We start from the raw sequence: 13,053 nt of genomic DNA, 5'->3' as shown, positions 1-13,053 counted from the left end.
ACCGGATCCTGGCGACACGGCGGCCAACCACTGGTCGTCGACGGACGTGTCCGGGTCGACGTCACCCTGGACGCCGCCGCGGACAGCGACGCCGCCAGGCGGACGGTGGCCCGACTGCGGGCCGCCCTGCACGCCGTGCCCGGCGCGGACGCCCTCGTCGGCGGCCGCACCGCACAGCAGTACGACACCCTGCGCACCGCCGAACGCGACCGCACGCTGATCGTCCCGGTCGTCCTCGCCCTCATCCTGCTCATCCTGACGGGCCTGCTGCGCTCCCTGCTGCTGCCTGTCCTGCTGGTCGCCACGGTCGCCCTGAACTTCCTCGCCACGCTGGGCGTCTCCGCACTCGTCTTCCGGCACGTGTTCGGGTTCACCGGCACCGACCCGTCGGTACCCCTCTACGGGTTCGTGTTCCTCGTCGCGCTGGGCGTCGACTACAACATCTTCCTCATGTCCCGGGTCCGCGAGGAGTCCCTGCGGCACGGCGTACGCCAGGGCGTGCTGCGCGGGCTGGTCAGCACGGGCGGGGTCATCACCTCCGCGGGCGTGGTGCTCGCCGCGACGTTCGCCGCGCTGGGCGTGATCCCGCTCGCCTTCCTCGCCCAGATCGCCTTCATCGTGGCCTTCGGAGTCCTCCTCGACACCCTCGTGGTGCGCTCGCTGCTGGTGCCGGCGCTGGTACGGGACCTCGGCGAGCGTGCCTGGTGGCCGGGGAGCCCGGGCTCCGGCGAGGCGCGGGCCCACGGCGAACGGTGACCAACGGGCGCCCGGCTCAGCAGGACGCCCGGGCGCCCAGCGCCCGTGCCCGGCGGACGAACGCCTCGTGCAGGTCCCCCGCGGCCCGCGGTACGGAGTCCGCCCTGCGGCGCTGGAGCATCAGCAGGACCCGTGTGGTGTCACCGGCGATCGGCCGGTGGACGAGAGCGCCCCGCCGCTCCAGGGGGTCGTCGATCACGCTGAAGTCCGGCAGGACCGTCGCCCCGAGCCCCTCCGCGACCAGTAGCTTGCCCATCTCGGCACCGTCGGTGGAGTACGCGAAGGCGGGGTCGCGGCCGTCGAGGAGCCGGTGCACGTAGCGGTGCATGACGTACCCCGAGCGCATCCCGATCAGCGGTACGCCGAGCAGATCGTCCACGGACACCGCCGCCGCGGACGCCAGCGGACTGTCCGGACGGACCACCACCACCGGGCGGCCCCGCAGCAGTTCGGTGGACTCGAACTCGGCGGGCACGTCGTCGCCGTCGAGGTGGTTGACGAGCCCGAGGTCGAAGGAGCCCTCCAGCAGGCCCCGGTGGATGTCGGTCTGCTGGGCGCCGACCACCTCGACCTGGGTGAGGGGATGCGTGGCGCGGAAGTCGCGGATCACCGGGATGAGCAGCGGCACGGTCGCCGCGTAGACCGTGCCCAGCCGGACCGTCCGGCTGATGCGGTGCTGTTCGCCCGCCGCGGCCCGCAGTCGGTCCACCGCGTCCAGCACCCCGACGACGTGCGGCAACAGTTCCCGGCCCGATGCGCTCATCGTCGCGCCGGAACGCTTGCGCTCCAGCAGATCGACCCCGAGTTCACGTTCCAGATTCCGCACGGTCTCGCTCAACGCGGGCTGGGAGAGACGCAGTTCCTCGGCGGCCCGGCGCAAGGAACCGAGCCTGATCACCGCAGTGATGTATTCCAGTTGTTCTGTCCGCACGGCAGCAGAATGCGCGCTTATTTCCAGCCCGTTCAAGGGTTTCCCTGTCACACGTTCGTGAAATTCAATGGTCCGGGATACGAGACCGGTCGGGTTCTCCTTGACGCCCGTCGACGACGGCTGTCACGATCGACGGCATGAAGATGCGACTGGACCTCACGCGGCGACGCCACGTCGACCTCGCGCGCGTCTCCAGCGCCTCCTGTCGCGCCGCGGCCTGATCACCTCTCCGCGATCCGCCGCGCAATTCTGCTTTCCGCGCCTGAATTCACCGTGCCCGCGCATCCCATGACATGTATGCGCTCCTCCTGCTGAAGTGCCCGCGCACCCCCTGACCCTGAATCAGGCGTGCCCGAAGAATCAGACGTGCCCGAAAACACTCCGTGACAGAAGTTCCGCATGCCCGCCGCGCCCGTGAAAAGGCGAACTGCTCGATCCCCACCCGGTACTCCTGACCGCTCGCTCCCTTCCGGCGTGCCCGTCCGCGCGGTCACCCCGGGTTCCCAGAAAGAGGGCCCATGGCCACCGTCCTGTCCGTCTCCGGCAGCCCCTCCGTCTCCTCCCGCACCGCGAAGCTCGTACGCCATCTCGACGCCCGCCTGGCCGCCCAGGGCCACGAGGTCGTGCCGCTGGACATCCGCACCATCCCCGCCGAGGCCCTGCTCGGCGCGGACTTCAAGCACCCGGCGATCGTCGAGGCGACCGCACTCTTCGAGCGGGCCGACGGCATCGTCATCGGCACCCCCGTCTACAAGGCCGCCTACTCCGGAGTCCTCAAGGCCCTGCTCGACCTGCTCCCGCAGTACGCCCTCACCGGCAAGACCGTGCTGCCCCTGGCCACCGGCGGCACCACCGCCCACGTCCTCGCCATCGACTACGCGTTGCGGCCGGTGCTCAGCTCCATGGGAGCCCGGCACATCGTCCCCGGGTGGTTCACCCTCGACAAGGACATCACCGTCGGCGAGGACGGCAGGGTCACGGTCGCCCCGGCCACGGCCGAGGCCCTCGGCCAGGTCGTCGACCAGTTCCTCAACGCCCTCGGCCCCGTGCCGGTGCTGGCCGCCGCGAGCTGACGCCATGACCGACGCTCTCACCGAAGCCCCGGCCGCCTCCCCCTCCGGTCCGCCGCCCGCCAAGGTGGTCGCCGACGACGCCCTGACCGTCGCCGCCGCGCCCGCCGCGGAGTTCCGTGCCGGTGCCCCGGAGAGGGACGCCGACCGGCGGCTGCCGCGCGCCGAGTTGGACCGGCTCTCCGCCTCAGGGCTGTCGGCCTCCGCCGATGTCGAGATCGCAGGCGCCCTGTTCGAGGCTCCGGCACCCGCTCGGCGCTCAACTCCCGCAACCTGCACCGGCATCGGCGCGACGCCCGCACCCGCCCACCCGCCGCACGACCACCGCCCCTCAACGAGGCGCTGCGCGCCGCCCCTCCTGGATTGCACGACCCGGCCCGCTGGAAGAACCAGCACATCGGGCGCCATGTCCTCAACGGCACCGGACCCCCACGCCGCGGCCTGCTCCGAAGGTCGGCCCCGATGACCTGCCGCCGCCGACATCCCTGATCGGAGACCCCACGTGACCCTCACCTTCCACTGGTTCCTGCCCACCAACGGCGACAGCCGTCACGTCGTCGGCGGCGGCCACGGCGCCCCCGCCACCGAGTCCGGCCGGGACCGGCCGCCGACGGTCGCCTATCTGAGCCAGATCGCCCGCGCCGCCGAGGACCTCGGCTTCGTCGGCGCCCTCACCCCCAACGGTGCCTGGTGCGAGGACGCCTGGCTGACCACCGCGATGGTCAGCCAGAACACCGAACGCCTGAAGTTCCTGGTCGCCTTCCGCCCCGGCTTCGTCTCGCCCACGCTCGCCGCCCAGATGGCCTCCACCTTCCAGCGGCACACCGGCGGACGACTCCTCCTCAACGTCGTGACCGGTGGCGAGAGTCACGAGCAGCGCGCCTACGGCGACTTCCTCGACAAGGACGACCGGTACCGCCGTACCGGCGAGTTCCTGGAGGTCGTACGGGAGTTGTGGGAGGGCAAGACCGTCGACCTCGACGGCGAACACCTCCGGGTCGAGGACGCAAGGCTGGCCCGGCTGCCCGACCCCGTGCCCGAGGTGTACTTCGGCGGCTCCTCGTCGATCGCCGGGCAGATCGCCGCCCGGCACGTCGACGTCTATCTCACCTGGGGGGAGCCACCGGCCAAGGTCGCCGAGAAGATCGCCTGGATCAAGGGGCTGGCGGCGAACGAGGGTCGCACCCTCCGCTTCGGCATCCGGCTGCACGTCATCACCCGCGACACCGCCGAGCAGGCCTGGGCGGAGGCGAACCGGCTGCTCGACGGCTTCGACCCCGAGACCGTCCGGTCCGTGCAGGCCGGACTCGCCCGCAGCGAGTCGGAGGGCCAGCGGCGCATGATCGTCCTGCACGGCGGCAACCGCGACAGCCTGGAGATCCACCCCAACCTCTGGGCCGGCATCGGCCTGGTGCGCGGGGGCGCGGGCACCGCCCTCGTCGGCAGCCACGACGAGGTCGCCGAGCGCATCAAGGAGTACCACGCCCTCGGTATCGACGAGTTCGTCCTCTCCGGTTACCCGCACCTGGAGGAGGCGTACTGGTTCGGCGAGGGCGTCCTCCCGCGCCTCGCCGCCCAGGGGGTGTGGCAGCACCCCTTCGCCGGGCCGACGACCGCCACGGCACAGGTGCCGTTCGCGGGCTGGAAGGGGTGAGCCGAAGAGAGCGACAGCGGAGCCGCTCCTGCCCCCTCGGACCGGGCGACGCTCACACAGCGCGCTCCATGCACACCAGTCGATCCCGCTCGTCCCACGACTCGGTGATCTCGAAACCGAGTCGCTCGTACAGGGCGACGGCCCCGGTCCGCCAGTTCCACACCGACAATCGCACCGTGCTCACGCCACCCTCCGCGGCATGTGCGAGCGCGGCGTCGAGCAGGCCGGAGGCGATGCCCCGGCCCCGGAACGCCGGGTCCGTCCAGAGTCGCTTGATCTCCGACCGCCCGTCGGTGGGAGCGGTCACCACCACACAGCCCACCGCGGTGTCCCCGCTCAGCGCCACCAGCACGGCATCGTCGGCGAACGCGGCCGCCGGGTCGGAGATCTCCGCCCGGTAGCGGTCCGGCAGCCCCTCCGCATCGGCGACGGGCTCGCCCTTCTCGGCCTCGGTCCGCAGGTGGTAGGCGGCGAGCAACGAGGTCGGCCCGCCCACGGCGGAAGCGGTCCGGCCCGTCCACTTGACGACGGAGATCTCGCGCTGGTGAGTCATGACGCCAGCATCACACGACACCTGCCGGGCTTCGTGCGGGCCCCACGGCGCAAGTCCGCTGCCGGGGATCAGTACGCGGCCGACAGCGAGCCGAGGTGGGCCCGGCGCACCTCGGCGGTCTGGCCCTGCACCAGCAGGAAGAGCGCCTCGCGGGCCAGACGTTGCGCCCGGCTGTCCAGGTCGAGGGCGCGTCCGCCGCCGGAGACGACCGCGGCGGTCGTCGCCGTGCGCATCAGGTCGAACGCCTTCGTCTTCAGGGCGAGCCGCTCCTCCATGTGCTCATGGGGCGCCGGATGGTCGGCGAGGGCGTAGGCCTGCCGCCGTACCTTGTCCAGCCGCAGCCGCAGCCCTTTCGTCGTGGGGTCGTCCTGGTCCAGCAGACCGAGCGCCGACTCGGCGACCCCGAACACCGCAGGCGAGGCGTTCGTGGGCTTGGGGCGGTCGCTCGCGGCCCAGGACTCGTACGGGGCGTGCAGGGCCACCGCCTCCTCGGGGATCCACAGTCCGTCGAGGTCGAGCGAGACCGTACGGGCGGCCGTGAGCGCCGCGAGCCGCATGGGCGCGGAGGCCTTCAGCCCGGACTGCTGCCTGGCCTCGGTGAAGGCGAACACCACCTCGTCCGCGTCCGTCACCCCGGCCAGCAGCATCACATCGTTGAGCCCCCATCCCGTGTACCAGGGAACCGTGCCGTGGAACCGCCAGCCACCACGCTTCGGCACGGCCCGCACCGGCACCTGCGGATATCTGCGCAAGTGCGCGTACGCGACACCGGACAGCAGTTCGCCGGTGGCCAGCTTCCCCAGCAGCCCTTCACGGGCGGGTAGTTCGCTCTTCACCAGGGTCAGCACGGGCGTGTAGTGCTGGGTCTGCACGAACCACGTGGAACAACAGGCCCCCGCCAGGATCTCGGCGGTGTCCCGTGCCACGGAGTTGGGTGCTCCCGCCCCGCCGTAAGCCACCGGCGCGCTCACCCCGAGCAGTCCCGACCGCTTGATGGCCTCGATACTGCTCGCGGGCACCCCCTCCTGGTCGACGCGCTCCGCCTGCGGCGCGAGCACCTCGGCGGCGAGCCGGCGCGCCTGGACGACGAGGGGGTGCGGTGACGTGGTCATGGGGTGATTCTCCCCGGCTCCGGCCCCAGAGATCACATCTTCGGGGCCGGAGGATCACATCTTCTCGGGCGGCGTGGACCGTGTGACCTGCGCCACGTCGGCCCGACGTCAGGTCGACGGCCGCAACCGGTCAGGCCGTTGCGCTCGCATGTGATCGCCGGGCCGCGCCCCGGCGGCTCCATGGGCGACGGTTCGCTCCCACCCCCACCGGGCCGCTCGGCCCCGTGAGGAGAAGGACCATGAAAGACCGGGCCAAGGTCGAGGAACTCCTCGTCTCGTCGGACCTCCGGGTGCAGACCTCGGCGGTCGCGTGGAAGCACGTCAAGGCCGAGTACGTCGACGTGGTCGAGGACATCCTGGCGACGCTGGCACCGAGCGGACCCTACGCGTACACCGTCGTCCCCACCCTCGAAGAGGGCAAGGAGATCCCGACGCAGCGGATCGTCGACACATGCGAGGCCATCGAGAGCCGTTACCGCGACATGCACCGGTTCGCCGCCGTGGTCGGGATCCGGCCCGTGACGGAGATCAACACCTCCTGGTACACCTTCGTGAGCGGGTCGGGCCGGGGGCGCGACAAGAACACCGGCGCCGAGAGCGAGCGCCCCATCGTCATGCTGTTTCCGACGATGGGTTCCGAGGGCATCACCGGCGAACTCTTCTGGGGCCGTACGCGGCGTGAACCGCTGCCGGGCGACCCGGCCGACGGGACCCGGGCCGGCAGGTTCGCCGTGGCCAAGGTGCACGACGCACTGCTCGACGCCTACCGCAAGGGCGATGTGGACGCGATCGTCGAGGGGGCCCACCCCGAGGTCCAGACGGGCGTGCGGCTTCGGCTACTGGCTCGGCTGCCCCGAGGACTGACCTGATCCAGCGCCTGACCTCGTGTCATACGAGTCGACTGGTCTACACCCTTGACTGGTACAGACCAACGCGGTTGAGTGTGCCCCACACCCCCCACCACGGCCGCGCCCACGCCGTGGTCGGCTCCGCCGGCGCGTGCGCGCGAGGTTCCGTCCAGTCACGCCTTCGGGCCCCTGCCCGGGTGCGGCCGTGCTCCACGAAGGAGTTGGTCCCGTGTCGAGGCGTCGTATCTCCGCCGCACTGACCGCGCTGGTCATCGGCGGTTCCGCACCCCTTCTGCTGCCCGCCCAGAGCGCGTCCGCCGCAGCGTGTTCGAGCTACGCGAGCTGGGTGGCCGGCAAGTCCTACGTCACCGGCGACATCGTGCGCTACACCGACGGCAGGGCGTACATCGCCGAGCACGACAACCCGGGGTACGACCCCACCATCAGCACCTGGTACTGGGAGCCGTACGCCTGCGAGAACGGCCCCACCAACCCCTCCGGGTTCGTGGTGAGCGAGGCGCAGTTCCAGCAGATGTTCCCGAACCGGAACTCGTTCTACACGTACAGCGGGCTGCGGGCGGCCATGAGTGCCTACCCGGCCTTCGCCACCACCGGCAGCGACACCGTCAAGAAGCAGGAGGCGGCGGCCTTCCTCGCCAACGTCAACCACGAGACCGGCGGGCTCGTCCACATCGTCGAGCAGAACACCGCCAACTACCCCACCTACTGCGACTGGGGCAGGCCGTACGGCTGTCCGGCCGGACAGGCGGCCTACTACGGGCGCGGTCCCATCCAGCTCAGCTGGAACTTCAACTACAAGGCGGCCGGTGACGCGCTCGGCCTGAACCTGCTGGGCAACCCCTGGCTGGTGCAGAACGACGCGGCCGTCGCCTGGAAGACCGCCCTGTGGTACTGGAACACCCAGACCGGCCCCGGCACCATGACCGGCCACCACGCGATGGTCAACAGCGCCGGCTTCGGGCACACGATCCGCAGTATCAACGGCTCGCTGGAGTGCGACGGCAAGAACCCGGCGCAGGTGCAGAGCCGGGTGAGCGCGTACCAGCGGTTCGTCCAGATCCTCGGCACCTCTGCGGGCGGCAACCTGTACTGCTGACGTCCGCGGAACGGTCCCAGATGTCATGCACCTGACTTCGCTGCGGGGGTCCGGCCACGGCCGGGCCCCTGAGTCACCCCCCTCGCTCCGACGAAGGGCATCGACCTGCCGAGCCCCCGCGCCACGACCGTGCCCAGCGGTTCTGCCGATCCGCCGCCCGCAAGAAGTCCCGACTTCCTCGCCGTGGACCGCTACGACCTGGGCGACCCGGCTTCGGCGGTGGCGACGCTCCACACAGACGTCCATCCGTCATCCGTCACGTCTGTCCATCCGTCACGTATGTCTGTCCGTCACGTATGTCTGTCCGTAGAAATCCGACGGGCGCGGTGCCCGGCGCGTGCGAGACTGCGGCGGTGACCTCGTCGACCATCACCGCGAGTGCCGCGGGCACCTGGATGCTCGGTGACCTGTCCGTCAACCGTGTCGGCTTCGGCGCGATGCGGCTGACGGGCAGCGCCGCCTTCCACCTCGGGACGCCGAGGGAGCGTGAGGGGTCGATCGCCGTGCTGCGGCGCGCGATCGAGCTGGGCGTCAACCACATCGACACGGCCGCCTTCTACTTCTCGTCCCTGCGCTCCGCCAACGAACTGATCAACAGCGCGCTGGGTGGGCCGTACCCGGACGACCTGGTCGTCGTCACCAAGGTCGGGCCGCACCGCGAGTACACGGGGGAGTGGGGCACGGCCGCCCGCCCCGACCAGCTGCGTGGCCATGTCGAGGAGAACCTGCGGCAGTTGGGCCGCGACCACCTCGACGTCGTCAATCTGCGCCGGATGCGGCAGGAATCCATCGCCGAGCACTTCGGCGCGCTGGCCGAGCTGCGGGACGCCGGGCTCATCCGCCACCTCGGTGTCTCCGGCGTCGAACCCCGGCATCTCGCGGAGGCTCGGGCGATCGCGCCGGTGGTCTGCGTCCAGAACCGGTTCGGCCTGCACGCCCCCGACCCCGCCGCCGACGAGGTGCTGCGCGTCTGCGGCGAACAGGGCATCGCGTTCGTCCCGTTCTACGCGATCGCCGGCGACGCCGGTCCCGAAGGTGGCGCGAGCACCGAGCACGACGGCGAACTGCTCGCCGTGGCCCGCGCCCATGACGCCACCCCCACGCAGATCCGGCTCGCCTGGACCCTCCACCAGGGACCGCACGTCCTCGCCATCCCCGGCACGGGAGATCCGGACCACCTGGCCGAGAACATCGCCGCCGGCGCCCTCCGGCTCACGGCGGAGCAGGTGGCCCGGCTGGACGGCGTGCACCGGGGCGAGGCGTCGGGGCAAAGCAGCATCAACGGGTTCATATAGGCTGCCTGTTCCGCCCCTGCCGTTCGTCACCACTCGGGAGAGTCACTCGTGAGCGTAGCCACCGCCCACTCCGCATCGGACGTACCGCCCGCCGACGAGACGCCCGCCGCACCGGAGGCCACCGGGGGAATCCCGACACAGGACGAGGGCTTCTGGGTCGAGCCCGTCGCGGCCGAGGAACAGACCCCTGAGGACGCGCCCGGTGCCGAGGTGCCGGCGCAGCCGTCCGGCGAGGAGGCTCCGGTGCGGGAGCCCGCCGCCGACGCGCCCGGCGACGACACCCTCGTCGACCTCGTGGACGAGCAAGTCGCCCGCGACGCACGCGAGTTCGGGGTGTACGCGCGCACCGGCGGCTGGGCGTTCGCGCTGAAGGTGGCGCGGAGCGTGCGGCCCGGCGGGGAGACGGCGGGCGAGACGCCGAAGGTGTCGGCGAAGCGGTTCGCCGAACTCGCCGGGTGCTCGCCGGAGCGGGTCATGCGGTACTACAAGGCGTGGGACAAGGCGGCCGACGACGGCATGGTCCCGCACTTCGAGGCGCTGGCCCCGGGCGAGGAGATCGATCTCCCGGACTCGGACGTGTGGTTGACGTACTACAGCTCCCGGTCCGGCGCGACCTCCGACCGCGGCACCGCGATCACGGCGGCCGCCGAGGCCGAGGGCATCCGCCCGACCAAGGCGCTGGAGGTCGCCGAGAACCCGACCGCGCTGCGCGCCGCGATCCTCGGCGACCCGTCCACCGCGCAGGCGGCCCGCACCGCTCTCCTCGACCGTCTCAAGGAGGACCCCTCCCTGCAGACGGAACTGGCCCGTGACATCGCCCGCACCGACGAACTGAAGAAGGCCGTCGCGAACGAGACCCAGGCCGCGAGCCGTATCGGGTACGTCCGGCAGATCGTGGAGAACGGACAGGTCAAGACCCCGGCCGGCCAGGTGATCGACGCCACCGCGGAGCTGCGCGCCGAAGCCGAGCGGCATCTGTCCCTCATCGACGAGCTGGACGGCGACGAGGACACCGGCGAGTGGGCGACGGAGGCGTACGACACCGTCAAGGAACTCGTCGTCCAGACCGTCGAGGCGGACCCGGAGCTGAGGGTCCAGGAGCGCCGGACGAAGTTCTACAGCAGTCTCCAGAAGGCGACGAAGGTCTTCGAGGAGCTGACGCTCGACGACGCCGTCGACCTCGACGCCATCTACGAGGACGACATGCTGCAGCGCCTTGAGGACCTCCAGCAGGCCCTCAACACCTGCATCGCCGCTCTCCGCAAGGCGTCGCCGGGCGAGTGATCGCGGGCTTCGGCCCTCCCGAGTCCTGAGGCCCCCTGCACGGCAGGGGGCCTCAACCGTGCCGCGGGGCACCCCGCCCGCCATGGACGCGACCCCCGAGCGTCGTACGGAGAAAATGCTAGTTGCCGTCCGGTGCGTGTTACGTATAACCTCCCGGGAACCCCGAGCGACTCTCGGACGATCACCACTCGATCTCCGTGCGAGCTTCGTCCGATCTCCGCGCGGTTCGCGCCCACCCGAGAGGCCCCGATGAGACGCATGGCCCTGGTCACCCTCGTGGTCCACGACTACGGCGAGGCGATCCGCTTCTACACGGAGGCGCTCGGCTTCCGGCTCGTCGAGGACGAACCGAGGCCCGACGGAAGCCGCTGGGTCGTCGTCGAACCGGGAAGCGACGGGCACAGCGGCGCACTGCTGCTCGCGAGGGCCAAGAACGAGGCCCAGCGCGGCCGGGTCGGCGACCAGACCGGCGGACGAGTGGGCTTCTTCCTGCACACCGACGACTTCGCCCGCGACCACGCCCGGATGCTCGCCGCGGGCGTCAGCTTCCTGGAGGCGCCGCGCCACGAGCCGTACGGCTCGGTCGCCGTCTTCGAGGACCTGTACGGCAACCGCTGGGATCTCCTCCAGCCCGCCACCGACTGACCGGGCCGCCCCGAGCCGCTCGGGCCACCCCGCCGCCGACCGGGTCACTCGGTCACCCGCTCCACCCCCACCACCGCACCACCAGCCGAGGAACGAACGCCATGACCGCGCCCCGCATCGACGCCGACACCATCCGCCAACTTCCCAAGGCCGTCCTGCACGACCACCTCGACGGCGGTCTGCGCCCCGCCACGCTCGTGGAGCTCGCGGCGGAGGCCGGTCACACCCTCCCGGAGACCGACCCGGAGGCCCTCGCCGCCTGGTTCTACGAGGCAGCCAACTCCGGTGACCTGGTGCGCTACATAGCCACCTTCGAGCACACCCTCGCCGTGCTGCAGACCCGTGAGGGCCTGCTGCGCACCGCCGAGGAGTACGTGCTCGACCTGGCCGCCGACGGTGTCGTCTACGGCGAGGTGCGCTACGCCCCCGAGCTGAACACGCGCGGTGGGCTCACGATGAGCGAGGTCGTCGAGACCGTGCAGGAGGGCCTGGCCGCCGGTATGGCCAAGGCGGCTGCCCAGGGCACCCCGGTCCGGGTCGGCACGATCCTGTGCGGGATGCGCATGTTCGACCGGGTCCGCGAGGCCGCCGACCTGGCGGTCGCCTTCCGGGACGCCGGAGTCGTCGGCTTCGACATCGCGGGCGCCGAGGACGGCTTCCCGCCCGCCGACCACCTGGCCGCCTTCGAGCACCTGCGCCGCGAGAGCGTCCCGTTCACCATCCACGCCGGCGAGGCCCACGGTCTGCCCAGCATTCACCAGGCCCTGCAGGTCTGCGGCGCCCAGCGCATCGGCCACGGCGTCCGCATCACCGAGGACATCGTCGACGGCAAGCTCGGCCGCCTCGCCTCCTGGGCCCGTGACCGCCGTGTCGCCCTGGAGATGTGCCCCACCTCCAACCTGCAGACCGGCGCGGCCACCTCCATCGCCGATCACCCGATCACGGCGCTGAGGGACCTCGGCTTCCGCGTCACCCTCAACACCGACAACCGTCTGGTCTCGGGCACCACGATGACCCGCGAGATGACCCTGCTCGTCGACGAGGCCGGCTGGACCCTCGACGACCTGCGCACGGTCACCGTCAACGCCCTCAAGAGCGCCTTCATCCCGTTCGACGAGCGCAACGCCCTCATCCAGGACGTCGTCCTGCCGGGCTACGCCTCGGCCTCCGCGCGCTGAACCAGTCCTCGTACGTACGCTGCCTGGCCGACATGCTGAAGGTCGTCGGCCAGGACACTGACCAGGCGTACGCCGAGGGTGACGGCCGGCGTCCACCGCTCGTCCACGATCCGGTCCAGGTCGTCGGCACCGAGGCCGTGCACGAACGCGCGTGTCCGTTCGTGCACGGCGTCGAAGTAGCCGGTGAGCAGGTCCCCCGAGTCGACCCGCACCTCGGCCACCTGCGCCGTGCTGTGCCCGTAGCCCGTGTCCCGGGCGGGCAGAGCCAGCCCGAAGCGCCTCTCCCAGCCCTGGGACAGCCAGACCTGGTCGAGCCCCGAGGCATCGGCCACATGGTCGTCCTGGATCCGGGTGAGATGCCACACCAGCCAGGCGACGGAGTTGGCGTCGGAGGCGGGCCGGGCGCGGAGTTCCGCCGGGGACAGCCCGTCCACGGCGGCGTGGACCCCCTCCTTGATCCGGCCGTACGCGTCGATGAGAACGTCCTTCGCATCCATACGTCCACCATCGGGCATCGGGGCCGCGCCCGCACCGCCCCCCGACGGACCACCCCCCTCGACGGATCACCCCCCTCGACGCGCACCGCGCGGATTCCGTAGCTTCCGGCGGC

At 71.4% G+C, this 13,053-nt stretch carries 15 protein-coding genes; 11 read left to right on the top strand and 4 right to left on the bottom strand.

All coding sequences use genetic code 11. The features are described from left to right. Positions 1–756 (top strand): MMPL family transporter (locus tag AWZ10_RS35965; RefSeq protein ID WP_159058477.1); only part of this gene is annotated, 756 nt, incomplete at its 5' end. Between the two features lie 16 nt (positions 757–772). Here the strand turns inward: AWZ10_RS35965 and AWZ10_RS35960 are convergent. Then, positions 773–1,687: a LysR family transcriptional regulator gene (locus AWZ10_RS35960; RefSeq protein ID WP_060893099.1), complete on the bottom strand. Its 915-nt coding sequence runs from the start codon at positions 1,685–1,687 to the stop codon at positions 773–775. 137 nt (positions 1,688–1,824) lie between these two features. On the opposite strand from AWZ10_RS35960, the gene AWZ10_RS55985 reads away from it, so the two are divergent. The 4 genes from AWZ10_RS55985 (at position 1,825) to AWZ10_RS35950 (ending at position 4,411) form a co-directional block, all read left to right on the top strand. After that, positions 1,825–1,908, top strand: a complete 84-nt coding sequence (locus AWZ10_RS55985; RefSeq protein WP_350284076.1) for a putative leader peptide — start codon at positions 1,825–1,827, stop codon at positions 1,906–1,908. 297 nt (positions 1,909–2,205) lie between these two features. Beyond that, positions 2,206–2,760, top strand: a complete 555-nt coding sequence (gene ssuE, locus AWZ10_RS35955) for an NADPH-dependent FMN reductase (RefSeq protein ID WP_046702504.1) — start codon at positions 2,206–2,208, stop codon at positions 2,758–2,760. 4 nt (positions 2,761–2,764) lie between these two features. Continuing rightward, a complete protein-coding gene (locus AWZ10_RS54345; protein ID WP_244172659.1) occupies positions 2,765–3,223 on the top strand; it encodes a hypothetical protein in 459 nt (152 codons plus the stop codon). Positions 3,224–3,259: 36 nt separating this feature from the next. Further along, on the top strand, positions 3,260–4,411 hold the full coding sequence (locus AWZ10_RS35950; RefSeq protein ID WP_060893098.1) for an LLM class flavin-dependent oxidoreductase: 1,152 nt from the start codon (positions 3,260–3,262) through the stop codon (positions 4,409–4,411). A gap of 52 nt (positions 4,412–4,463) precedes the next feature. Here the strand turns inward: AWZ10_RS35950 and AWZ10_RS35945 are convergent, their stop codons facing one another. Both AWZ10_RS35945 and AWZ10_RS35940 read right to left on the bottom strand, forming a co-directional pair. Beyond that, positions 4,464–4,964, bottom strand: coding sequence for a GNAT family N-acetyltransferase (locus AWZ10_RS35945; RefSeq protein ID WP_060893097.1), 501 nt, complete (start codon positions 4,962–4,964; stop codon positions 4,464–4,466). A 68-nt stretch (positions 4,965–5,032) separates the two neighbouring features. After that, positions 5,033–6,076, bottom strand: a complete 1,044-nt coding sequence (locus AWZ10_RS35940) for an acyl-CoA dehydrogenase family protein (RefSeq protein WP_060893096.1) — start codon at positions 6,074–6,076, stop codon at positions 5,033–5,035. A 239-nt stretch (positions 6,077–6,315) separates the two neighbouring features. On the opposite strand from AWZ10_RS35940, the gene AWZ10_RS35935 reads away from it, so the two are divergent. The 6 genes from AWZ10_RS35935 to AWZ10_RS35910 all read left to right on the top strand — a co-directional run bounded on the left by AWZ10_RS35935 (position 6,316) and on the right by AWZ10_RS35910 (position 12,443). Beyond that, positions 6,316–6,945, top strand: coding sequence for a hypothetical protein (locus AWZ10_RS35935; RefSeq protein ID WP_060893095.1), 630 nt, complete (start codon positions 6,316–6,318; stop codon positions 6,943–6,945). Between the two features lie 208 nt (positions 6,946–7,153). Beyond that, positions 7,154–8,041 carry a glycoside hydrolase family 19 protein gene (locus tag AWZ10_RS35930; RefSeq protein ID WP_060893094.1) on the top strand — a complete coding sequence of 296 codons (888 nt, stop codon included), beginning with the start codon at positions 7,154–7,156 and terminating at the stop codon, positions 8,039–8,041. 353 nt (positions 8,042–8,394) lie between these two features. Continuing rightward, positions 8,395–9,336, top strand: coding sequence for an aldo/keto reductase (locus AWZ10_RS35925; RefSeq protein ID WP_060893093.1), 942 nt, complete (start codon positions 8,395–8,397; stop codon positions 9,334–9,336). Between the two features lie 48 nt (positions 9,337–9,384). Next, complete coding sequence (locus tag AWZ10_RS35920) at positions 9,385–10,620, top strand: hypothetical protein (RefSeq protein ID WP_046708987.1); 1,236 nt, start codon at positions 9,385–9,387, stop codon at positions 10,618–10,620. Positions 10,621–10,869: 249 nt separating this feature from the next. Further along, a complete protein-coding gene (locus tag AWZ10_RS35915; protein WP_060893092.1) occupies positions 10,870–11,265 on the top strand; it encodes a VOC family protein in 396 nt (131 codons plus the stop codon). 101 nt (positions 11,266–11,366) lie between these two features. Continuing rightward, complete coding sequence (locus AWZ10_RS35910) at positions 11,367–12,443, top strand: adenosine deaminase (RefSeq protein ID WP_046708989.1); 1,077 nt, start codon at positions 11,367–11,369, stop codon at positions 12,441–12,443. On the opposite strand, the gene AWZ10_RS35905 is transcribed toward AWZ10_RS35910, so the two are convergent. After that, positions 12,419–12,940, bottom strand: coding sequence for a mycothiol transferase (locus AWZ10_RS35905; protein ID WP_046708990.1), 522 nt, complete (start codon positions 12,938–12,940; stop codon positions 12,419–12,421). The two genes, AWZ10_RS35910 and AWZ10_RS35905, sit on opposite strands and share 25 nt — an antisense overlap. Positions 12,941–13,053: the final 113 nt, after the last annotated feature.

The organism is Streptomyces europaeiscabiei, from assembly GCF_001550375.1.
Lineage (GTDB): Bacteria > Actinomycetota > Actinomycetes > Streptomycetales > Streptomycetaceae > Streptomyces > Streptomyces europaeiscabiei.
Note: the sequence above shows the minus strand (reverse complement) of the source record. Positions and strands in the feature narration are given on the sequence as shown.

Bases quoted from the DNA above. Each gene is read 5' to 3' on its own strand.
- AWZ10_RS35905 (WP_046708990.1), bottom strand. From the start codon at position 12,940: ATGGATGCGAAGGACGTTCTCATCGACGCGTACGGCCGGATCAAGGAG.
- ssuE (WP_046702504.1), top strand. From the start codon at position 2,206: ATGGCCACCGTCCTGTCCGTCTCCGGCAGCCCCTCCGTCTCCTCCCGC.
- AWZ10_RS35910 (WP_046708989.1), top strand. From the start codon at position 11,367: ATGACCGCGCCCCGCATCGACGCCGACACCATCCGCCAACTTCCCAAG.
- AWZ10_RS35945 (WP_060893097.1), bottom strand. From the start codon at position 4,964: ATGACTCACCAGCGCGAGATCTCCGTCGTCAAGTGGACGGGCCGGACC.
- AWZ10_RS55985 (WP_350284076.1), top strand. From the start codon at position 1,825: ATGAAGATGCGACTGGACCTCACGCGGCGACGCCACGTCGACCTCGCG.
- AWZ10_RS35915 (WP_060893092.1), top strand. From the start codon at position 10,870: ATGAGACGCATGGCCCTGGTCACCCTCGTGGTCCACGACTACGGCGAG.
- AWZ10_RS35940 (WP_060893096.1), bottom strand. From the start codon at position 6,076: ATGACCACGTCACCGCACCCCCTCGTCGTCCAGGCGCGCCGGCTCGCC.
- AWZ10_RS35935 (WP_060893095.1), top strand. From the start codon at position 6,316: ATGAAAGACCGGGCCAAGGTCGAGGAACTCCTCGTCTCGTCGGACCTC.
- AWZ10_RS54345 (WP_244172659.1), top strand. From the start codon at position 2,765: ATGACCGACGCTCTCACCGAAGCCCCGGCCGCCTCCCCCTCCGGTCCG.